Raw genomic sequence first — 20,182 nt, forward strand, 5'->3', positions numbered from 1 at the left:
TATTTGCAAAAGGGGTGTCATGCACGGGGATCATCGCCATGCAGTTCATGATATCGGCTTGCCATTCTTTGGCTTTTTTCGCGATTTCGGGGACGTGATCCATATTTACGCCAGGTATTACGACCGTATTGATCTTTACGATCATACGGGCTTCTTTTAGCCTGCGAATCCCTTCCTCTTGGCGCTCCCCAAGAATTCTAGCGCCATCTTCGCCGTGGTAAATTTTGTTTTTGTGGCGCACCCACGCATAAATTTTGCCGCCTACGCCCGGCGTTACGGCATTAACGGTCACTGTCACGTGGCTCACGCCGATTCGCACGATATCATCCACGTGCTCGGACAGGGACAGGCCGTTTGTGGATAGGCAAAGTAGGGCGTGAGGGAAACGGGCTTTGCATTTTTCAAAAGTCGCTAGGGTTTTATCGGCATCGCACATAGGATCTCCTGGTCCTGCGATACCGATGACAGAGATATCTTGTCTAAATTTAAATAGATTTTCCACGTATAGCGCGGCTTCGTCCGGGCTTTGCACCCTCCCCGTTACGCCGGGACGATTTTCGTTGGCGCAGTCGTAGATGCGGTTGCAAAAATTGCATTGGATATTGCAATGCGGCGCTACGGGAAGGTGCACGCGCCCGTAGGCGGCGGACGCTTTTTTGCTAAAGCAGGGGTGGTTGTCGAAGGAGGGTTTGGCAAAAAAATTCATCAATCTTTTTTCCTTCCGAATTTGATGGCGTCCGCGTGGCAAACATCCATACAGTCGCCGCAGTTCGTGCAGTTCATCTCGTCCGGTCTAGTGCCCATTTCGCATTTGCGCAAACAGGCGTTGCAGTTATCGCAAGCATCCGTTTTATAAACGCGAAATATTGAAATTTTACGCAGCAGCTCCATTATGCCGCCGCTCGGACAGGCGAAGCGACACCATAAATTTGCGACGATCAAGGATGCGGCGATAAGAGCTACGACGACGGCAGTGCGAACTGCCCAGTACCAGTCGGAAAATTTAAAAGACATGATAACGGCGTTGAGATACTCGTCGCTGGTGCGGATAGGGATCATGACGCGAGGATTGCCGTAGATAAAATAGACGCCCGCGCTAAGCAAAACGGCTAGAACCATGCCTATTTGCGCATATCGTAGCTTCCTGTTATTTTTTAGCTTGAGCTTAAAGGCGGCAAATTTGCCGAGCATTTGATTTACGAATCCGCCCGGGCAAAGCCAGCCGCAAAACGCGCGCCCTAGGAAAATAACCAGCACGGGTATAAACAGCCAAAAGCCGAAAAACACGGTCGCGATCCGCCCCCAGCACGTGACTATCGGACAGGATTGGCAGTTTACGAAAGGCACGATAAATGGGCATCTAAAAATCCCGTAATACGCCCATTGCCCGATCGCGCCTATAAAAATTAGCTGCACCAAGCGACGAATTTTAGTTAGCCTAGAGACTTTTTTCATCTTTGCCATATTTACGATACTAAACATCTTTTACACCAAACCTTTCTATGAGTTCAAGCCCGCGTGCCGAATGGATGGAGGTAAAGCCGTGCCGCTCGAAAATTTCCTGCCCGTCCGAGCAGACGAAGTCTGCAAAGTCATCGGCAAGCTTCTCGTTTTTTACGTATTTCATGATATTTAGCGTAAAGGTAAGCGGTCCCGGCGGGATGAGTTTCTCGTCGATAGGCATGTATTCGATTTTGTCTTTAAATCTATCGTGCGTCGTTAGGCGCTTTTCGATGATGGACGCATCACCCTTGCCATCTACCAGATCGCACATCATAGTAATTACGCACGCTCCGTTGGCGACCATATTTTTCATAACAGGCTCGGTAAGGCCGGAATTTTTTAAAATTCCCTTTACCGGTCCGCTGCCCGGAGGCGAAGCCCTTAGCGGCAACATCACCCGCACGCCGGGTTCCGCTAGATCCTTTAGATCGCGAATGCCCGCGGGATTTCCCTTCGGCACTACTAAAACGTAGTCGGTAAAACATAGCGGTCTAAAGCGAAGGCTAAGGCCTGCTTTGCGCAGTTTTTGGCTTAGCTCCAAAACGCGAGCGCCAAAAACCTCCGTCTTGCCCTGCAAGGCTAGCAGCGACTTTCCAAGCGCTCCCGCAAAAGCGCCGGTGTACTGGATGTTATGCCCCGTTTTGGACTCGTACGCTGCGTTTATCTGCGCAAAAGCCTCAGATAGTCCTCCGCACGACCAAACCTGCAGCGAATCAGGCTTAAACGGCGTATAGCCAGCGAGCATCGCTTCAGGTCCGGCGATAGCGGCTGCCGCTAAAGCTCCTTTTAAAAAGCCGCGACGAGATACGTCTACTTCTTTAAATTTCATCTAACCTCTCCTTTCTTTGGTTTGTTTTTAAATTTAGAAAATTCTTCATTTTAAAATTTCGAGCTACCCGCTTAAAGCAGTTCTATAAACGCCTCTAGGCGCGTTCGAATTTGCCCGATGTCCTGCTTGGAGTAGTCGGTCTCCAAACTCATATAGTTCGCTCCCGCTTCGCGGCTTGCTTCTTTGATCCTGTTCGTCTCGATCGCGTAGGTGTGACAGCCGCTTAGCACGACATCGATGACGCCGTCCGCTTGATACTCGCGGATAAATTCCTTGATAATATCGCCTCTGGCGTCGTTTTGATACATCACCGAACAGGGGATTTTAAGGTAGCGCTCGGCGATATTTGCGACTAGATCGCCCTCTAGCTCTACGTTATTTTGATAGTTTTTCGTGCCCGTGCAGTTTTCAAAGGCCACCACGTCCGCGCCCAGCTCCTCGATCTGCTTGACGACCTTTTCATAGATGCCTCCGCTTGGACAGCCGGTGATGATGATGCGCTTTTTGTGTTTGGCGCCGCTCATATCTTTTTCGCGCAGAGCTTTTACGTAGGAGCGCAGCATGCGGATCTTTTCGCTTTTGTCGTAGATGTAGTCGCTCGCAAACAGCACCTGATGCATTTCGCTACCGCTAATCGGGCTTGGATTTAGCTTGCCAAGCTCCATTAGCTCGTTTAGCGCGTCTCGTTCCTCGTTAAAGAGCTCTATCGTCTCTTTTAGCTTTTCGTCCGTTATTTTCGTGTTAAAACGCTGCTCTAGGTAGCCTTTAAACTCCCGCAGCTCCTGCGTCCAAAGCTCCAGACTGCGTTTATTTGTCATATTTGGCAGCTCCAAAACGCGGACTTCTTTGTGTTTTGCTAGCAGCTCGTACATCTTTTTCTTGCCGTCGCAGGTCGTCTCGCCGACTACTACGTCGCTGGCGTTCATATAGGGGCATTTTTTAGTAACTGCGTAGCCGTAGCTTGCTTTAATTAGCGGGCAAAGATTACGCGGAAGCTCCGCGTGAGCGGCGTCTATCGGGCTCTCGTCATAGGCACAAAGCCCAACCGGCACGGCGCCCGCGGCGTAAATGAGCTCCTTTGGCGAATATGTGCAAAACGTCCCCACGACGCTCATTCCTTCTGCTTTTAGATCCTGGAGCGCCATAGAATTTCGCTTTTTAAGCTCCGCAAAATCATACTTCATCTTTTCTCCTTTTTCCCATTATCGCAGCACCCATCGCGCCGCAGTAGATTGCGTTTTCGTGAGTAAAAATTTCAGCCCCCAGATGCTCGCCTAGAAGCTGCTTAAAGAGCGGCACGTTGCTAAGCCCGCCGCTTAAAAAATAAATTTGATTTTCCAGCCGTTTGATGAGAGAGGCGACCTTGTGCGCGGAGGAATCCACGATGGCGTAGGCGATCTCGCTAGTTTCGGCTCCATTTGCGCTTAGCGAGGACGGTCTCGGCAAAGACCGTGCATAGGGGCTTAGTTTGATCGCTGGATTTTTGCGGGCGGTTTTGTAAATTTCGCTTAGCTCAAGCCCCAAGCGGCCCGCGCTGATCTCTAAAAATTTGCCTGTGCCCGCTGAACACTTGTCGTTCATGATAAAATCCGCGGGCTTGCCGTTTAGGGTCTTGATCGCCTTCGTATCCTGTCCGCCCACGCCCTCTACGGTGCAGTCTTTCTCGAACAAAAAGTGCGCCCCAAGGCTGTGGCATAAAATTTCGCTCATGCTAAGCCGCGCGTAGTCCACGCTGACGCGCCCGTAGCCTGTAGCCGTCACGAAGTCCCCCGCGTAGCCTTTTTGCTCCAAATTTTGCTTGATCTGCCAAGCGACTCTAACTGCGCTAAAGCCGCTTGACAGCAAAAACAGCTCGCAAAATTTGCCGTGCTCGTCCATAACGGCGATCTTTGACGACGCCCCGCCGATGTCGATACCGATAAAATGCATAAAATTTTAAATCCGTCGAAAAATATTTCTACGCCGTAGAACTTTATCGCAATCTTAGCTTTTTAAGACTTTTATATCGCTGAAATTTAGCGTTTGCAGGCGGCGCGGATTAAATTTAGCCTCGCGCCGCGTTTGAATCGGTTTTAAATTTAAATTTAGCGTTCGCGAGCGATTAAAATTCCGCTTAAAATCACCACCGCGATGCCCGCTAGCACTATCGGGCCAGGTAGCCGATCGCCTAGCATCATACCGAGCGCCATGCTAAAGAGGATGTCGCTATAGCTGATCGCAGCGACTATACCAGCTTTACGCGAAGCGGCGTAAGCGCGTGTCATATAAATTTGAAAGTAGATCCCGCTGACGCCCAGAAGCGCCACGAGCACCCAGCCGAGCAGGCTCGGCAGATTAAAGTAAGCAAGCCTCGCCAAATCCGCTCCGCTGACAAGCCCTAAAATTTTGACCTCGCTATCACCGAGCGCCCAGCCCGCAGCCATCATCATTGCGCTTAGAAAGGTAGCGGACGAGACGAAAACGAGCACGATGAGGTTGGTAGCGTAGTATTTGCGAAGCTCGCGCACGCTCGTGTATGCAAGCCCCGCGCACATGCCGCCGAAAATTCCCACCGCATCGGTTACGCTGATGCCGATGTGTGGGCGCACGACGAGTAAAATTCCGCCAAATCCGAGCAGTATCGCAAACCAACCGCGCGAGCTTAGCTTTTCGCCTAAGAAAAACGCCGAAAATAGCGCGGTGAAAATGGGCGCCGTCTTTTGGAAGGTAAAAGCGGTGCCAAGATCGATGTGAGCGATATTGTAAAAGGTCGCTAAGATACCGCAGCTACCGATAAAGCCGCGAAACGCGAGCAGCCACGGCTTGCCGCCCGGGCCTAGGTTTTTTACCCGCCGTAGAGAAAACAGCACGATCGCGATGCCTACGACGTTGCGGAAAAACACGATCTCGGCGCTGCTCATCCGCTCTGCCATGACCTTGGCTAGCGCGCCGTTTAGCGCGAAATAAAAGCTCGCTACGAGCATATAGTAAACGCCCAGATGTTTCAGCCAAAACGCGGAGTAAAATTTCTGCTTCACGCCGTCCTACTTTCGGTTAGCCACGAGCGCGCCCGCGGCGATGATGAGTGCCATGCCCCCAAGTGCCATGAAACCGGGCAAGGCGTCGCCTAGTAGCAGCCCAAATAGCGTCGAAAAGATGATGTCGGCGTAGCTGATCGTAGCTACTATGCCCGCTTTGCGCGTCGCGGCGTAGGCTTTGGTGACGTAGGTTTGATAAAACAGCCCCAGCAGCCCCAAAAGCACGGCAAAGAGCCAGCCCTGTGCGTTTGGAATTTTAAATTTGCAAAGCATAAAGCTTAGCGCGGGCGCGTCTATAAATTCCGCCGCGATCATAAGCGCTACGGGCATCAGCGTGCCGGCAAGAAGCGCAGAGAGGATGATCGTATCGGAGCTATAGTATTTACGTAGCCCGCGCACGGAGGTAAACGCCATCGCGGCGAATAATCCGCTTAAAATTCCAAAAATATCGCTCGGTTGCAAGCCAAACTGCGGCTGAATTACCAAAACGATGCCCACAAAGCCTAAGCAGACCGAGAACCAACCCATCGCGCCGAATTTTTCGCCGAGGGTAAAGTACGCGATGATCGCCGTCCAAATGGACGCCGTTTTTTGAAAGGTAAATGCCTCGCCGAGGCTGATGTTAGCGACGTTATAAAAAAATACCATCAGCCCCAAAATCCCGATAATGCCGCGAAACGCGAGCGTAAAAGGATGACCGCCCTTGTTTGCGAAGCGCGCCGTACGGGGACGAGCCTTGATTTTATAAAGCAGGATCAAAAGCCCCGGCAGATTGCGAAAGAGCACGACCTCAAGCGATGAAATTTGCGCACCCAAAAGCTTGGCAAAAACGCCCGTAAGAGAGTAGTAAAAGCACGCCATCAGCATATAATACACGCTTAGATGGTGCAGCAAGAAGTTGTTGTATTTCATCGCGCCCCTTTAAATTTGCGGAATTATACACGCATAATGATTAAATTTTAATATTCCGCCGTTTTAATATTTCGTCGCGCCGCCTGCTTTTGCGCGCCCCGTGCGACGGCTCGTTTTTGTACTTCGGCGCTTGTATGCGCAAAGCAGCCAAATTTGCGCAGCTGTGGGTTTATATGCTTTCGCGTAGTTGCGCCGGTTTTTAAAATTTATAAACTTTACGCACAGCTCCGCATTCTGCGATATTTTCGGCGATGGCTCGCGCCTTGGTGACTTTTACGAGCGGCGTTTTGCTAGTGCCGCGATAAAATTTCGCTAAATTTAGCGCCTAAATTTTATAAAATTTTGCCGCTCCCTTTCGCGAGCGAGCGCGTAGAATTTGGCTTTAATCTATTTTTGGTTATAATCGCGCCAAAAACTACAAGGACGAACGTGAAAAGTTTGATCATCATCGGGCGCCCCAACGTCGGTAAGTCGAGCCTTTTTAACCGCCTAGCGGGCGCTCGCATCGCCATCACGAGCGACGTTGCGGGTACGACGCGCGATACCAATAGGGCCGAAGCCGAAATTTTCGATCGCCGCGTGCGCGTGATCGATTCGGGCGGTCTGGACGACACTTCCGAGCTGTTTGCGCGTGTGCAAGCTAAGACGCTAAGCGAGGCCAAGAATGCGGATTTGATAATTTTTATGACGGACGGCAAGCTGCTTCCAAGCGATGATGAGCGGCGGATATTTTTCTCGCTACAGAGACTTGGTAAGCCCATCGCCCTGGCGGTCAATAAGATCGACGGCAAGCGCGACGAGGAGCGCAGCTGGGAGTTTAACGAATTCGGCGTTAAATTTTTCCCGATCTCCGTTTCTCACAACAGCGGCATCGACGAGCTGAAAGAGTGGATCTATGGCTTTTTGGACCCTGCGCCCGCGAGGCAGGATGAGGATGAAATTTTTGATGATTTTATAGAGGGCTTTAACGACGAGGGCGAGCCGAAAGAGGGGCGCGACGAGGAATTTTACGCTAGTAAAACTATCGGCGTGGGTATCATCGGGCAGGTGAACGTCGGTAAATCGAGCCTCCTAAACGCGCTTGTCGGCTCGCAGCGCTCGGTCGTGAGCGATTACGCGGGCACGACGATCGATCCGGTGAACGAAAGCACAGAATTTGAAGGGCGCACGCTCGAGTTTATCGACACGGCGGGCATTCGCCGCCGCGGCAAGATCGAAGGCATCGAGCGTTTCGCGCTAAATCGCACTGAAAAAATTTTACAAAACTCTGACATCGCGCTTTTGGTACTTGACGCAAGCGAGCCGCTAAACGAGCTGGACGAGCGCATAGCGGGGCTTGCGGCTAAATTTGAACTTGGACTCATCATAATTTTAAACAAATGGGATCTTTGCGAACGCGATTACGACGAGTTTTGCCGCGATTTGAGAGATAGGTTTAAATTTCTTTCCTACGCGCCGATCATCAGCGTCAGCGCGACGGACAGGAAGCGGATCCATAAAATTTACCCGCTCATTTTGGAGGTTTATTCAAATTTCACGCGCAAGCTCGGCACCGCAAGGATCAATGAAGCGGTAGAAGCCGCGATAAAGGCGCATCCGATACCTCGCGAGCGGGGCAAATCGGTTAAAATTTACTACGCCGCACAGATCGGCTTTGCGCCGCCGAAGATCGCTCTTGTGATGAACCGCCCCGGTGCGCTGCATTTTAGCTACAAGCGCTATTTGATGAACAGGCTGCGCGCGAGCTTTGCTCTTTCGGGTAGTCCGCTAGTGCTGCTGCCGCGCAAAAAAGGTGAGGGCGATGAAGAGCGGTAACATCGTACTCATCGGCTTTATGGGGGTCGGTAAGGGCACGGTAGCGCGAGCGCTGGCTGCGCAAAGCGGGATGTTTGCGCTTGATTGCGACGATATGATCGAAAGCTACGCCAATAAAAAGATCGGGCAAATTTTTAAAGAGCAGGGCGAGCAGAGCTTCAGAAAGATGGAAGAGAGCCTTGCAAAATTTTTAGAAAAGTCCGTCCGCTGCGCCGTGATCTCCACTGGCGGCGGCTTTTACGCCGTGAAAAATTTAAACAAAATCGGCACCGTCGTGTATCTGAAATCAAGCTTTGAGGGGATCATTAATCGCTTAAAAAACAGCGAGAACGCGGAGAAGAAATTTGCCAAGCGCCCGCTGCTAGCGGATCTGCAAAAGGCCGCGGCGCTTCACGCCGAAAGAGACGGAGCGTATGAAAAAAAGGCCGACATCGTAATCGACGTCGAAAATAAAAGCGTAAAAAAGATCATAAAAGAAATTTGCTCCGCCTGTGACGGGCTAAATTTAAAGGGGAAAAAGATGTCTAAACAAAAGTGCCCGGGCGGCGGCAAAAATTCCGAGCCGCACGGCAAAGAGGGTAAAAGTGATAAGCTTAAAAAGAAAGAGGCGCTAAAGCAAAAGCTGCGTGAGCTGCTGGAGGGCTTAGAGCGCGAGCAAATTCCAAAGCGGGTGATCGCGTGGCACTTCGATCTTTACGAGCCTTACGCGCTTGAATTGGCAGGATCGAGCAGCTTTGATGCGGATGACGACGACTGGGCGTGCGAGGACGAGGATGAGTTTTATCCGCAAAGCTCGCGCTTGCAGCTTGAATTTTTAAATGAGCTTTCGTGGCGACAGGTTTTAAAAATGCTCGTGCAGGCTCTGCGCGAGCTGCGAGAGCAGATGCCTGGCGCTAAAATTTTTGAGTGCGAGCACATTGCCGTGGGTTTTGTGGACGGCGATCTGATTTTGATTTAAAGGAGCAATGATGAGAATTTTAACGGGTCTTCAGCCCAGCGGCAAGCTGCATTTGGGCAACTACTTCGCGAGTATCAAGCAGATGGTGGATGCGCAAAACGCGGGCGAGCAGATGTTTATGTTTATCGCAAACTACCATGCGCTCACGTCCGTAAGCGACGGCGCAAAGCTAAAAAACTCCACCTATGAAGCCGCCGCAGCATTTTTATCGCTGGGGATCGATCCGAAAAAGACGGTGTTTTGGGTGCAAAGCGACGTGAAAGAGGTATTAGAGCTTTACTGGATTTTAAGCGGATATGCGCCGATGGGGCTGCTCGAGCGGGCGCACGCATACAAAGATAAGATCGCCAAGGGCTTTGAGAGCAAGCACGATCTGTTTAGCTACCCCGTGCTGATGGCGGCGGACATCCTGCTATACAGTGCGGAAATCGTGCCTGTGGGCAAGGATCAGATCCAGCACGTCGAGATCGCCCGCGACATCGCGCTTAAATTTAACAACGCCCACGGCGAAATTTTAACTATTCCGCAAGCGCGCGTAAACGATGAAGTGGCGATCGTGCCGGGCACGGACGGCGCTAAGATGAGTAAGAGCTACGGCAATACGATCGATATTTTTGCAGATGCCGCGACGCTAAAGAAGCAAATTTCAAGTATTGTAACGACTTCCGAGCCGCTAGAGGCGCCTAAACAGTGGCGCGGGTGCAATGTCTATAATATCGCGAAGCTGTTTTTAAGCGAGGCGGCTGAGCAAGCGGCGCTGCGGGCTCGTTACGAGCGCGGAGGCGAGGGGCACGGGCACTTCAAGGCGTATCTAAACGAGCTCGTGCTCGGCTACTTCAAAGACGCGCGGGATAAATTCGAATACTATCAAAGCCACCGCGAAATTTTAGACGAGATGCTAAGACAGGGCGCGCAAAGAGCGGCTGCGACGGCTGCTTCATTGATGCAAAAGGTTCGCGCTGCCGTAGGGATTTATCGCTAAGGAGAGTGAGATGACGGATTATGCTAGAGAAATTTTATCTGACGGCAAGTTGCTTCGACAGAAGCTGGAAATTTTCTTGCAAACCCCTAGCAAGGTTGAAATTTACGCACGCGCCTGCGAGAAATTTTTCGCCGCGGGCAAGCAGCGCGAGTTAAATTACGTAAGCACGTGGAGCTGGTGGGGATTTTTCGGCACGCTGTTCTTTTTTCTGTACCGCAAGGAGTATAAAATTGCCGCAGCCCTATTTACCGTTGTGGTAATTTCTTGCTTTATTCCGTTTTTGGATGAATATGATAGAAGTATAGGAATGGCAATTAGCGTCAGTAGCGGGACTATGGCGAAATATTACGTTTGCGATAGTTTTGTTTCATTGCTGGATAAACAGGACGACGAAGCCCTAAGAAAGGGCGGCGGCGTGAATAGATGGGCGATATGGCTCGCGGTAATATTTTACGCTTTTGTCGCAATTGTGTTTGCGCTGATAATTTCAAACGGCAGCAAAATTCAGTAGTTTTAAGGGCTTCCGCGCTCAAAGTAGCTAAATAAATTTTAAAAAGGAGTAGGAATGAAAGCGATCGTAACGGTGATCGGTAAGGACAAGGTTGGCATTGTGGCGGGCGTTTCGGCCAAGCTCGCGCAGCTTGGGCTAAACATAGACGACATCAGCCAGACGGTTTTGGACGAGTTTTTTACGATGATGGCAGTGGTTTCCAGCGAGGAAAAGCAGGACTTCACGGCTCTACGCGAGGAGCTAAACGAGCTAGGCGAAAAGCTAAAAGTAAAGATCAACATCCAAAGCTCGGCGATATTTGACGCCATGCACAACATCTAAGGCGCGCAGATGGACATCAAAAACGTAACCGAAACGATCGTGATGATCGAGGAGCAAAATTTCGACATCCGCACGATCACGATGGGCATCAGCCTGCTTGACTGCATCGATCCCGATATGGGCAAAGCGGCTGAGAAAATTTACGCCAAGATTACTGACAAGGCGCGCGATCTGGTAAAGGTCGGCAATGAAATTTCAGCAGAGCTTGGCATCCCGATCGTAAACAAACGCGTCTGCGTAACGCCTATCGCCATCATCGGCGCGGCGACAAACGCTACTGATTACGTCCCGCTTGCTAGAGCGATGGACGAGGCGGCGCAAAAGGTCGGTATCGACTTTATCGGCGGCTTTTCGGCGCTAGTGCAAAAGGGCTACGCAAAGGGAGATAAAATTTTAATCGACTCCATCCCCGCCGCGCTTGCCGCGACGCAAAAGGTCTGCTCGTCGGTAAATATCGGCTCGACCAAAACGGGCATAAATATGAGCGCGGTCGCCGACATGGGGCGCGTGATCAAAGAAACGGCGCGGCTTTCGGATCTCGGCGCCGCAAAGCTAGTCGTATTTGCCAACGCCGTCGAGGATAATCCCTTTATGGCGGGCGCATTTCACGGCGTGGGCGAGGCCGAGGTCGTCATAAACGTGGGCGTCAGCGGTCCCGGCGTCGTTAAGCGCGCGCTTGAGAAGGTGCGCGGAGCGAGCTTTGACGTGGTTGCCGAGACCGTAAAAAAGACGGCGTTTAAGATCACGCGCATCGGACAGCTCGTAGGCCAAATGGCATCCGAGCGGCTGGGTGTGAAATTTGGCATCGTCGATCTCTCGCTGGCTCCGACTCCGGCGGTGGGCGATTCGGTAGCACGCGTGCTTGAGGAGATGGGACTAGAGCGCGTCGGTACGCACGGCACGACGGCTGCGCTTGCACTACTAAACGACGCGGTCAAAAAGGGCGGAGTGATGGCGTGCAACCAAGTAGGTGGGCTTAGCGGCGCGTTTATCCCAGTCTCCGAAGATGAGGGCATGATCGCCGCAGTGCGCGCAGGATCGTTAAGCTTAGAAAAGCTCGAAGCGATGACCGCAATCTGCTCGGTGGGGCTTGATATGATCGCGATCCCGCAGGATACGCCCGAGCAGACGATCGCCGCGATCATAGCCGACGAGGCCGCGATCGGCGTGATAAATCAAAAAACGACCGCCGTGCGCATCATCCCAAAAGGCAAAGAGGGCGACACGCTGGAGTTTGGCGGGTTACTCGGCAGCGCGCCGGTGATGAGCGTAAATAAAAACTCCTCGGCGGACTTCATCGCTCGCGGCGGCCAGATACCGGCACCCATTCATAGTTTTAAAAACTAAATTTAACCAGCTTAAGGAGGAAAGATGAGAGCGTTTGCGTTATTTGCGGCAGCTTTGCTTCTAAGCGGCTGCTCCATAATCTCGGCATTTTATAGCAAGGAGAAAAAATTCGAGCTGGCGGGCTTGGGGCAAGACGGGGTTTATAGGACTTCGGACGGCAGCGGAGATACGCTAATAAAAATAACGTCCGCCCGCACAAAAGAGGGCGAGCCGTATCGTATAATCCACACGCTGGAAATTCCTAAAAATTCTACCCTGACGGATTTTGACAGCAACGATAAAGAGGTATTTAAAATAGACTGCTCAAAGAATTATTGCGAGCCTAAATACGACGAGGAGCCGAAAAGAATCGCCATTTCTTGGCCTGCGCCGAATGGAGGCGGCGTTTTTGACGGCGTCATATATCTAAAAAATTTACGGCTCGTAAAAGCGTATTAAATTTGCAGGTTTAAAAGCGCGCAAAATTCGTAAAATTTAGCGAGTAAAATTCTAAGTCGCCACGATGGAATTTTTCGGGCTTTAAATTTTGCACTATGGGCGTGGAATTTTGAATTAAAATTTCGGCGCGGAATTTCGCTTTTAAATTTTACGGCGTGAAATTTTACGGTGCGCTGTCTCTACGGCGCGCAATCCCCGCGGCGAGCTAAAATTTTAAAATTTCGTCGTAAGGCGAGGCGTTAAAATTTCATCGCCGCTTGCGGCGGACAGCGGCGGGTCTTTTGAAATTTTAAAGCGGCTTTCATTTAAATTTTAAAATTTCAAAGCAACCCGCTTTGTTATCATTGCCTGCCCGCTTAAGAAGCGAGCCAAATTCTTTCGGCGCGGATTAAACACAGCGCGCAAAAACGGGCGCAGCGTCAAAATTTTAAAAGACGACGCGAAAATATGAGGCGGAAATAAAATGCAAAAAATGGCTTGGAAATTTGGCGAGCTTGAAAAGGTCGCAACGGACGAGGGCTTTATTTGGTACGCGGAGCTGGAGTTAAAAAGCGAAAGCTTCGGTGAGGTGCCGTTTTGCCTCGTGTCTGCAGATACGGCGGATGTGGACGATGAGGGGTCTTGCTCGCGCAGCGACGCCTGGGATATCGATCGGTACGTAAAAGACGCCCTCGCCTTCCTGCGAGACGAGCTTAGGCGCGAGTATCGTTTGGGCGAGGATGAGCTTAGGCTGCTTGACGTGCCCGTTTGCGATCTACCGTTTGAGCTTCCGCAATGCACGTTTTACGCGCGCGATACGCAGTGGCTGCTGAGGTTTGCCGAGGGCGCGCTTGATATTTGCGAGCCTTTCGGCATCGGGGTGATTTTTGAGGGCGAAAAACCGCTGCGCGTGGAAAATTTAGAGCTCAGCAGAGAGTATTAACCGCGGATAAAATTTTAAATTTAGAGGCGATTTTAAAATTTATACAGCGCGAAAATCTGCGCGTTATGGCGCACTCCCGCGGATAAATTTAATCGCGGCTCGTTGCCGTTTTAAAATTTCGTAGCGCACCGCAGCGGCGAAGACACGCTTCGATAAACGCCGTCTAAATTCCATTTTCTGTGCCGTGTCGCGCAAATACTTCGTTCGTGCCCTCAAAGCGAGCATTTATGACGGCGGCGCGAAAATTCGGCGTCTGGGCGCATGTCCGCTCATAGCGGCTACGGATTGAGCGAGCGAAGCGACAGAATTTAACGCAGGGCGCGCACGGGAAAAAGTCGAAGATAGGTGCGGAGAGATGCAAAAAAAGCGAGAAAAAAGCGTAAAGGCGCGCGGCGGTATAGAGTCGGGTAGCACGGACTGCCGTAAATCGGGCTCGCAAATTGCGGATCGAAGGCGAGTTGAAACAAAAAGCTCGGCGCGCAAATTTCTTGTATAAATTTGCGGATAAGAAAGCTATGAGATACATCTCGGAAAGGCGGATGCGTAGATTTACGGATTGGGCATCCGGCTCGGTAGGGGGGCGGAGTGTAAATTTGGCGAGAAAATCAATGTGTAAATTTCGTGCGTAAATCATCTTAAATTTAACGAGCAAATTTTAAAACTGCTCTCGCAGCATTTAACGCGTAGATCGCGCAAATTTAATGCTCTGTCTGACAGCATTCGGTGCGCAAATTTCGCTCTGTGTTACGCGTGCAAATTTTACGCTCTGCCAAGTGGAATTTAACGCGCAAATTTCACGATAAAATTTCACGACGTTTCGGGCCTTGTAACTTACAGCTTCCTAAGTTTTGCGATCTCATCGCGCAGTGCGGCGGCCTTTTCAAACTCCAGAGCCGCTGCGGCTTCGAGCATCTGCTTGCGGAGCTCCTTTACGATCTTGGCGCGCTCGGCGGCAGGCATTTTTTCGAGATTGGCGCCCTTTCTTAAAATTTCGGTGCCGTCCTCGATCTTTAGGCTCTCTTCGATATTGCGGCTCGCAGAATGCGGCGTTATGCCGTGAGCGCGGTTGTATTCATCTTGAAATTTACGGCGTTTTTGGGTGATGTCGATCGCCTCTTGCATCGAGGCGGTGATCTTTTTGCAAAACATCACGACCTGTCCGTTCACGTTTCGCGCGGCTCGCCCCATCGTCTGAATAAGGCTCGTGCGCGAGCGCAAAAAGCCCTCCTTGTCGGCATCCATGATCGCTATTAGGCTTACTTCGGGCAGATCGAGCCCCTCGCGGAGCAGATTTATACCGATTAGCATATCGTATTCGCCGCTGCGAAGGCCGCGGATCAGCTCGTTGCGCTCGATCGCATCGATGTCCGAGTGCATATATTTGACCTTAAGCCCAAGCTCCAAATAGTATTTGCTCAACTCCTCCGCCATCTTTTTGGTTAGCACGGTCACTAAGATTCGCTCGCCGCGTGCGATGACCTCCTTTGCCATATCGTGTAAAATTTCGACCTGGTTGTCGCTGTCTTTTAAGATAATCTGCGGATCGAGTAGTCCCGTCGGGCGTAGTATCTGCTCATATACGGCTCCGCGGCTAAGATCCAGCTCGTAATCATTGGGCGTTGCGGAGACGAATAGAAATTTAGCTTTTTTATTGATAAACTCATCAAACATCAGCGGGCGGTTATCAAGTGCGCTAGGTAGGCGGAAACCGTATTCTACGAGCGTTTCTTTACGGCTGCGATCTCCTGCGAACATACCGCGAAACTGCGGCAAGCTCACGTGGCTTTCATCGACGATGACTAGATAGTCCTTGCCCTTGCTCTCGTAGTAATCAAAGAGCGAATAGGGCGTCTCGCCCGGCTTTTGACCGGTCAGGTAGCGCGCGTAGTTTTCGATCCCCTTGCACATCCCCGTAGCGCCCAGCATTTCAAGGTCAAATTCCACTCGCCCTTTCAGCCGCTGCGCCTCGACGAGCTTGCCCGCGTCCTCGAAAAATTTCAGCCTCTGCTCAAGCTCCTCCTCGATCCCTTTGATCGTCGACTTCAGACGCTGCTCGCCCACGATGAACTGACTCGTCGGGTAGAGAATAAATTTTTTGACGCTCTGTGTCTTTTTGTTTTCGAGCACGTCCAGATGATACATCGCCTCTATTTCGTCGCCGAAAAACTCGATCCTAAACGCCTCGTCGTTAAAATACGCGGGATAGATGTCGATTACGTCGCCGTTTACGCGAAAATTCCCGCGATCAAAAAAATCGTCGTTGCGTTTGTAGCCCATATCGACGAGCTTGCGAAGTAAAAATTTAGTGCTAAATTTTGATCCAATCTCAAAAAACAGCACCATGCCTTTGTATTCGGCGGGATCGCCCAGACCGTAGTTTGCCGAAACCGACGCTACTGTGATGACGTCGTCGAAGCTCAGCAGGCTTGCAGTGGCGCTTAGCCGCAAGCGCTCGAGCTCTTGGTTTACGTCGCTGTCCTTTTCGATGAAAAGATCCTGCCTGGGGATGTAGGCCTCGGGCTGATAATAATCGTAGTAGCTGATGAAATACTCGACGTGATTTTGCGGGAAAAATCCCTTAAATTCGCTATAAAGCTGCGCTGCGAGAGATTTGTTATGCGTCATTACGAGTGCTGGAATTCCAAGGCGCTTGATAATATTTGCCATGGTAAATGTTTTACCCGAGCCGGTAACTCCGAGAAGGGTTTGGTATTTATTGCCGTTTTGAAAGCCTGTGACGATGCCTTCGATCGCTTTTTCTTGATCCTCACTCGGAGAGAATTTGCTCTCGATTTTAAAATTTTGCAAAATTTTTCCTTTTTTAAAGCCAAAATTGGGTAATATTTTCATTTAAATTATATCAGAAAAGGCGAAATAATGGAATCAATCTTTGACGAAGAGAAAAAGGTCGAGGGCTTAAGCAATAAAGTAGCTGAGCTGATTAGACGATACACCGAGGCTAGAGACGAGAACGAAAAGCTACGTACCGAGCTAGCGACGATCAAGGCGCAAAACGAGGCTTTGGGAATGCAGCTTGGCACGCTAGAAAATGATCTGGCGTATCGCAAGATGAGTGATGAGGATCTAAGCAAGCAGATCGACGATATTTTGGCAGGCGATAATTTAGGCGAGAAATGAAAGAAATTTCCGTTCAGCTAACGAGTAAGTCTTTGACGAAAAAATACGCGATAAGCCTGGATGATGACTTTGCAAAGGTCTTCGGTAGGGATTGGCGGATTTTAACTCGCGGCAGCGATCATCTGGATGCGGGCGAACTGCTTGAAGCCTATATCCAAAAAAGCTATGAAAATTTTATGCTTAATAAAAAAATAGATGCCTTGGTAAAAGACATCGACGAAGGAGTAAAATGATGAAAATGAAAAAAGGTGCGGCAGTAGGCGGCGGCGTAAGTGGGATAATATTTTTAGCTATTATAATCTTCGTGATAGTAAAAATAATATATCCTAAATTAAGCGGTGCTAAGGATGAGGTTTTAGTAAAAGCTTACGCAGTCGAGCTTGAAGGCGTATTTAAAGATATACAACGCGACTACTTAAATCAAGGAAATTTTCGCGAGCTAAAGAGCATGACGGGCTCCAGACAGTTTAGTGATAGCGATCTGGCACGTAGCTTAGCAGTCAATCAAAGCTTTACCTATGGCGTAGGACCGAAACTCAAAAACGATATGATCTTTTGCGCGACGATCACCTTGCGTCAAGATAGTGATGGCTATTTCTTCACAACCGAAAACATCAACCGCAACAGGGAGCGCTGCGAAGCATTTCATAAAGATACGACTTATATGAAGCTAAACGGCTTTAGGATAGGCAAATAATTTTTAAAATTTAATCGCGCGACTGCTATGGATTCATAAAGCGTACGTGTAGCAAAAGTGCGATAGTGCTAGTGAAGTGCGTAGCCGTGTGTCGGCTCGCACCTCGTGCCAAAAACATGTTAAGTCTCAAGAATTCATCTTTATAGGTATTTTTTAAAATTTAGCTTTAAAATTGGCATTTTGCATTTATATTGACAGCCTATCGGTTAAATTCTAATCATATTTTAGTTTCTAATTCATATCGATCATGATTTATGCTATTGCGGTTAAATTTATGAAATGGGTGCTTTGAAGCTCAATAGGCACCCTGATTATGTTATACGCTGGACTTTGTTAAATTTATGAAATGGGTGCTTTGAAGCTATGCCCCTCGCGTGACGCGATGCGAGCTGAGATTTACGAAAAGCGCCTCATAAAACAAGCGTATTAAGGCAAAATATCAAGATCATCTTAAATTTATTGAAATTCGCACTCCAAAAGCGCGCAGAATTTTATCGGCGCGGGTTTGGACATGAGTTTTAAAAATCTCTCATAGAATTTTATCGTCGATTCTCAACCGCCGATTTGATCCATCTGCATAAATAATCTAATTGCTGCGGCGTATGAAACCAATGCTCGCCGTTTTTCATAACGCTTAAGTCGCAGTCGAACTTCTGCGCGAAATTTCTAACGATACAAAGAGGCGTCATATCGTCGTTTTCTGCGTATAGAATTCTACTGGGCGTTTTCCATTTTGTGATCGGATTGTTCAAAACAAAACTCCAATATTCCCAAAAAAGCGATTGCCCGACAGGGGTCAAAATCATCCGCTCTTACTTCAATCGCTCTTCGCTGACGCTAGCCTTACGCATAATATTTGAAATAACGTATTTCATATCAAGTATCGGCGATAAAAGAGGCAGTCGCTAAGCTTTTCGTCGCGGAAGCTTTGCAGGCCGAGCCATGCCCCTAGGCTAACGGCAAACAGCGCGACCTCGTCCCAGCGCTTCTTTGCATATGATAAAATTTCGCGAAATTCCAAAATAGCGCGCTGTGGATCGCAAGAAGCGGGCTCGTACCCCCTCTGTCCGTGCCCGGGCAGGTCAAAGCTAATAACCTGCCGGCCTTGCTCGCAAACGACGGAAGCCAAAAGCTCCGCATCATCTTTGCTTCCGCATTGCCCGTGAGCATAGATATAAACCTTTTCCGAGCGGCTCCCCCAAACGGCGACGGGAACGCCGCGTATCTCAATCGTGCTCTTTTGCATTTTTCGTTCCTTTAAATTTTTGCGCCGCTTACCCGCATTTTGCGGCAACGTCGCAAACTTGAGTAATAAATATTGCTAAAAATTTAATAGCACGCCCTGCTAGACTGTCTGCGATTAGCGATAAATTTTAAAATTTTACGCGCCTAGCCCATGCGCCGCTAAATTTTTGGAATTTAACTATGCAAAATTTTAAGTGGCGGAATTTTTGCGCTGCCGCTAAGCACGCCGTATCCGATAAATGCGCTATATTCCTGGCAACCAGGCAAGCATCCGCAATCGCGCTGTACTTGCCGTGGGCACGTATAAAAAGGCTTAAAAAATCAATCCCGCGGCGCCGAGCTTGATCCCTAAAGAGATAATTATCAAAACCCCGAGCCCCGCGAAAAAGCCCGCCAGCACATCATCTAGCATCACGCCTAGTCCGCCCTTTACGTCGCGATCCACGCGCCCGATGATCGAGGGCTTGCGGATGTCAAATGCCCTGAAAAACAGCAGCGCCAAAATCATCGCAAGGGCCGAGATTCTGCTGCTCTCAAAGCCCGCGATCAGCTCCCGCAGCGGTAGCGAAAAGATCTCGCCCACGGGCGCGGCGACGCACATCGCGATCCACACCCCCACGACCTCGTCGATGACGATCTCGCTGTTATCGTGCGCGCCTACCCGCCTTTCGTAATCGCTTACGATCTTAAGCGAGACGAAAAAGACGAGAGCGGCGCACAAAAACAGCGTCACCTCGCCCGCGAGCATCAAGATTGCTAGCCCCGTTATCCAGCCTGCGATGCTGCCCCAGGTGCCCGGTGCGGGCCTTAGCAACCCCGCGCCGAAAAATGTAACGAAAATTTTATCCATAATTGTCCTTTTAAATTTTGCTTTTTAAAATTTTACCGCTTATTTTAATTAGAGCATTCGCTCACGCACAGAAATTTTAAATTTCGTTCGCGCGTGCGAGGAAATTTTAAATTTTGTTCGTGCATGTAGAATTTAAATTTCGCCTGCCCGCACGAAATCAGTTCTACTCGCTCACCACGAATTTTGCTCACTAACGTAGGAATTTTAAAATTCTACTCATCTGCGTAAAAATTTTAAAATTTTGCTCGCTCCACGCGGAGTTTTCAAACCCGTCCGCAAACGCACGGCATTTTGCGCGAGTGGCAGTCGTTGTGTCTCGCCCAAATTTATGCACTGCGACTTACTGCGAGCATCTGGCTAAATTTAAACTCGCTTACCGAAAGCTTAAAATTTAGATCCGCTACACTGCTAATTTACGCATATGCCGCGCCTTAAAATTTTAAATTCGCTTCGCCGCGTGATTTTATTGCGTCGTTATAAATTTGCTACGAAGCCGAATCTTTAAAATTTAAAGCTCGTTTTATCGTACCGCTGCTAATGCTCTAAAAATTTAGCTTCGTCGCGCCGCAAAATTTTACGCCAAATCTGCGTCCGCTGCTCTTTATGCTATAAAATTCCGCGCAGTCCTTTCTTTCTGCACTATGAAATTTTACTTTACGTCTAGCCGCCGTAAATTCTAACGTCGTGAAATTTTACT

21 protein-coding genes and 1 pseudogene are annotated in these 20,182 nt (G+C 49.7%); 11 read left to right on the plus strand and 11 right to left on the minus strand.

The window, feature by feature from the left end:
* The 7 genes from Q0277_RS07010 to Q0277_RS07040 form a co-directional block, all read right to left on the minus strand.
* Nucleotides 1-706 (minus strand): radical SAM protein (locus tag Q0277_RS07010; protein WP_297996809.1); only part of this gene is annotated, 706 nt, incomplete at its 3' end.
* Nucleotides 706-1,482: a 4Fe-4S binding protein gene (locus tag Q0277_RS07015; protein ID WP_122873338.1), complete on the minus strand. Its 777-nt coding sequence runs from the start codon at nucleotides 1,480-1,482 to the stop codon at nucleotides 706-708. The genes Q0277_RS07015 and Q0277_RS07010, both read right to left, overlap by 1 nt.
* Nucleotides 1,475-2,332, minus strand: coding sequence for a substrate-binding domain-containing protein (locus tag Q0277_RS07020; RefSeq protein ID WP_297996811.1), 858 nt, complete (start codon nucleotides 2,330-2,332; stop codon nucleotides 1,475-1,477). Before Q0277_RS07020 ends, Q0277_RS07015 begins: the two co-directional genes overlap by 8 nt.
* 71 nt (nucleotides 2,333-2,403) lie before the next feature.
* Nucleotides 2,404-3,516 (minus strand): double-cubane-cluster-containing anaerobic reductase, encoded by a 1,113-nt coding sequence (locus Q0277_RS07025; protein WP_297996813.1) that lies wholly within the window; start codon nucleotides 3,514-3,516, stop codon nucleotides 2,404-2,406.
* Complete coding sequence (locus Q0277_RS07030) at nucleotides 3,506-4,261, minus strand: acyl-CoA dehydratase activase (RefSeq protein WP_297996814.1); 756 nt, start codon at nucleotides 4,259-4,261, stop codon at nucleotides 3,506-3,508. Before Q0277_RS07030 ends, Q0277_RS07025 begins: the two co-directional genes overlap by 11 nt.
* A 155-nt stretch (nucleotides 4,262-4,416) precedes the next feature.
* Nucleotides 4,417-5,349, minus strand: coding sequence for a DMT family transporter (locus Q0277_RS07035; RefSeq protein WP_297996815.1), 933 nt, complete (start codon nucleotides 5,347-5,349; stop codon nucleotides 4,417-4,419).
* Between the two features lie 6 nt (nucleotides 5,350-5,355).
* Nucleotides 5,356-6,261, minus strand: coding sequence for a DMT family transporter (locus Q0277_RS07040; protein WP_297996816.1), 906 nt, complete (start codon nucleotides 6,259-6,261; stop codon nucleotides 5,356-5,358).
* Nucleotides 6,262-6,690: 429 nt separating this feature from the next.
* Here Q0277_RS07040 and der point away from each other — a divergent pair, with 429 nt between their 5' ends.
* The 8 genes and pseudogenes from der (at nucleotide 6,691) to Q0277_RS07080 (ending at nucleotide 13,555) form a co-directional block, all read left to right on the plus strand.
* The gene (gene der / locus Q0277_RS07045; RefSeq protein ID WP_297996818.1) at nucleotides 6,691-8,076 is read left to right on the plus strand and encodes a ribosome biogenesis GTPase Der; all 1,386 of its coding nucleotides are present in this window, start codon (nucleotides 6,691-6,693) and stop codon (nucleotides 8,074-8,076) included.
* A pseudogene (locus tag Q0277_RS07050) lies at nucleotides 8,063-8,557 on the plus strand (shikimate kinase); the annotation flags it as partial. The gene der and the pseudogene Q0277_RS07050, both read left to right, overlap by 14 nt.
* A gap of 487 nt (nucleotides 8,558-9,044) precedes the next feature.
* A complete protein-coding gene (gene trpS / locus Q0277_RS07055; RefSeq protein ID WP_297996819.1) occupies nucleotides 9,045-10,016 on the plus strand; it encodes a tryptophan--tRNA ligase in 972 nt (323 codons plus the stop codon).
* A gap of 10 nt (nucleotides 10,017-10,026) precedes the next feature.
* Nucleotides 10,027-10,527 (plus strand): DUF2628 domain-containing protein, encoded by a 501-nt coding sequence (locus Q0277_RS07060; RefSeq protein ID WP_297996821.1) that lies wholly within the window; start codon nucleotides 10,027-10,029, stop codon nucleotides 10,525-10,527.
* Between the two features lie 54 nt (nucleotides 10,528-10,581).
* Nucleotides 10,582-10,848 carry an ACT domain-containing protein gene (locus tag Q0277_RS07065; protein WP_005871308.1) on the plus strand — a complete coding sequence of 89 codons (267 nt, stop codon included), beginning with the start codon at nucleotides 10,582-10,584 and terminating at the stop codon, nucleotides 10,846-10,848.
* A 9-nt stretch (nucleotides 10,849-10,857) separates the two neighbouring features.
* Nucleotides 10,858-12,195: a PFL family protein gene (locus tag Q0277_RS07070; RefSeq protein ID WP_297996823.1), complete on the plus strand. Its 1,338-nt coding sequence runs from the start codon at nucleotides 10,858-10,860 to the stop codon at nucleotides 12,193-12,195.
* A gap of 24 nt (nucleotides 12,196-12,219) precedes the next feature.
* On the plus strand, nucleotides 12,220-12,633 hold the full coding sequence (locus tag Q0277_RS07075; RefSeq protein ID WP_297996825.1) for a hypothetical protein: 414 nt from the start codon (nucleotides 12,220-12,222) through the stop codon (nucleotides 12,631-12,633).
* 463 nt (nucleotides 12,634-13,096) lie between these two features.
* Nucleotides 13,097-13,555: a hypothetical protein gene (locus Q0277_RS07080; RefSeq protein ID WP_297996827.1), complete on the plus strand. Its 459-nt coding sequence runs from the start codon at nucleotides 13,097-13,099 to the stop codon at nucleotides 13,553-13,555.
* A gap of 831 nt (nucleotides 13,556-14,386) precedes the next feature.
* Here the strand turns inward: Q0277_RS07080 and uvrB are convergent.
* Nucleotides 14,387-16,363: an excinuclease ABC subunit UvrB gene (gene uvrB / locus Q0277_RS07085; RefSeq protein ID WP_297996829.1), complete on the minus strand. Its 1,977-nt coding sequence runs from the start codon at nucleotides 16,361-16,363 to the stop codon at nucleotides 14,387-14,389.
* Between the two features lie 69 nt (nucleotides 16,364-16,432).
* Between uvrB and Q0277_RS07090 the strand changes: the two genes are divergently transcribed.
* The 3 genes from Q0277_RS07090 to Q0277_RS07100 are packed head-to-tail and all read left to right on the plus strand — an operon-like array spanning nucleotide 16,433 to nucleotide 17,390.
* Complete coding sequence (locus Q0277_RS07090; RefSeq protein WP_295151258.1) at nucleotides 16,433-16,693, plus strand: hypothetical protein; 261 nt, start codon at nucleotides 16,433-16,435, stop codon at nucleotides 16,691-16,693.
* Nucleotides 16,690-16,926, plus strand: a complete 237-nt coding sequence (locus Q0277_RS07095) for a hypothetical protein (protein WP_005871317.1) — start codon at nucleotides 16,690-16,692, stop codon at nucleotides 16,924-16,926. Before Q0277_RS07090 ends, Q0277_RS07095 begins: the two co-directional genes overlap by 4 nt.
* On the plus strand, nucleotides 16,923-17,390 hold the full coding sequence (locus Q0277_RS07100; protein ID WP_297996831.1) for a hypothetical protein: 468 nt from the start codon (nucleotides 16,923-16,925) through the stop codon (nucleotides 17,388-17,390). Before Q0277_RS07095 ends, Q0277_RS07100 begins: the two co-directional genes overlap by 4 nt.
* Nucleotides 17,391-17,929: 539 nt before the next feature.
* Here the strand turns inward: Q0277_RS07100 and Q0277_RS07105 are convergent.
* The 3 genes from Q0277_RS07105 to Q0277_RS07115 all read right to left on the minus strand — a co-directional run bounded on the left by Q0277_RS07105 (nucleotide 17,930) and on the right by Q0277_RS07115 (nucleotide 19,485).
* The gene (locus Q0277_RS07105) at nucleotides 17,930-18,142 is read right to left on the minus strand and encodes a hypothetical protein (protein WP_297996833.1); all 213 of its coding nucleotides are present in this window, start codon (nucleotides 18,140-18,142) and stop codon (nucleotides 17,930-17,932) included.
* Nucleotides 18,143-18,261: 119 nt separating this feature from the next.
* Nucleotides 18,262-18,636, minus strand: coding sequence for an alpha/beta hydrolase (locus Q0277_RS07110; protein WP_297996834.1), 375 nt, complete (start codon nucleotides 18,634-18,636; stop codon nucleotides 18,262-18,264).
* 312 nt (nucleotides 18,637-18,948) lie between these two features.
* Nucleotides 18,949-19,485 (minus strand): phosphatidylglycerophosphatase A, encoded by a 537-nt coding sequence (locus tag Q0277_RS07115; protein ID WP_297996836.1) that lies wholly within the window; start codon nucleotides 19,483-19,485, stop codon nucleotides 18,949-18,951.
* Nucleotides 19,486-20,182 lie beyond the last annotated feature (697 nt).

The organism is uncultured Campylobacter sp. (genome assembly GCF_938030815.1).
Taxonomy (GTDB): domain Bacteria; phylum Campylobacterota; class Campylobacteria; order Campylobacterales; family Campylobacteraceae; genus Campylobacter_B.

Bases quoted from the DNA above. Each gene is read 5' to 3' on its own strand.
- Q0277_RS07015 (WP_122873338.1), bottom strand. From the start codon at position 1,482: ATGTTTAGTATCGTAAATATGGCAAAGATGAAAAAAGTCTCTAGGCTA.
- Q0277_RS07020 (WP_297996811.1), bottom strand. From the start codon at position 2,332: ATGAAATTTAAAGAAGTAGACGTATCTCGTCGCGGCTTTTTAAAAGGA.
- Q0277_RS07025 (WP_297996813.1), bottom strand. From the start codon at position 3,516: ATGAAGTATGATTTTGCGGAGCTTAAAAAGCGAAATTCTATGGCGCTC.
- Q0277_RS07030 (WP_297996814.1), bottom strand. From the start codon at position 4,261: ATGCATTTTATCGGTATCGACATCGGCGGGGCGTCGTCAAAGATCGCC.
- Q0277_RS07040 (WP_297996816.1), bottom strand. From the start codon at position 6,261: ATGAAATACAACAACTTCTTGCTGCACCATCTAAGCGTGTATTATATG.
- trpS (WP_297996819.1), top strand. From the start codon at position 9,045: ATGAGAATTTTAACGGGTCTTCAGCCCAGCGGCAAGCTGCATTTGGGC.
- Q0277_RS07060 (WP_297996821.1), top strand. From the start codon at position 10,027: ATGACGGATTATGCTAGAGAAATTTTATCTGACGGCAAGTTGCTTCGA.
- Q0277_RS07065 (WP_005871308.1), top strand. From the start codon at position 10,582: ATGAAAGCGATCGTAACGGTGATCGGTAAGGACAAGGTTGGCATTGTG.
- Q0277_RS07070 (WP_297996823.1), top strand. From the start codon at position 10,858: ATGGACATCAAAAACGTAACCGAAACGATCGTGATGATCGAGGAGCAA.
- Q0277_RS07075 (WP_297996825.1), top strand. From the start codon at position 12,220: ATGAGAGCGTTTGCGTTATTTGCGGCAGCTTTGCTTCTAAGCGGCTGC.
- Q0277_RS07080 (WP_297996827.1), top strand. From the start codon at position 13,097: ATGCAAAAAATGGCTTGGAAATTTGGCGAGCTTGAAAAGGTCGCAACG.
- Q0277_RS07090 (WP_295151258.1), top strand. From the start codon at position 16,433: ATGGAATCAATCTTTGACGAAGAGAAAAAGGTCGAGGGCTTAAGCAAT.
- Q0277_RS07095 (WP_005871317.1), top strand. From the start codon at position 16,690: ATGAAAGAAATTTCCGTTCAGCTAACGAGTAAGTCTTTGACGAAAAAA.
- Q0277_RS07100 (WP_297996831.1), top strand. From the start codon at position 16,923: ATGATGAAAATGAAAAAAGGTGCGGCAGTAGGCGGCGGCGTAAGTGGG.
- Q0277_RS07110 (WP_297996834.1), bottom strand. From the start codon at position 18,636: ATGCAAAAGAGCACGATTGAGATACGCGGCGTTCCCGTCGCCGTTTGG.
- Q0277_RS07115 (WP_297996836.1), bottom strand. From the start codon at position 19,485: ATGGATAAAATTTTCGTTACATTTTTCGGCGCGGGGTTGCTAAGGCCC.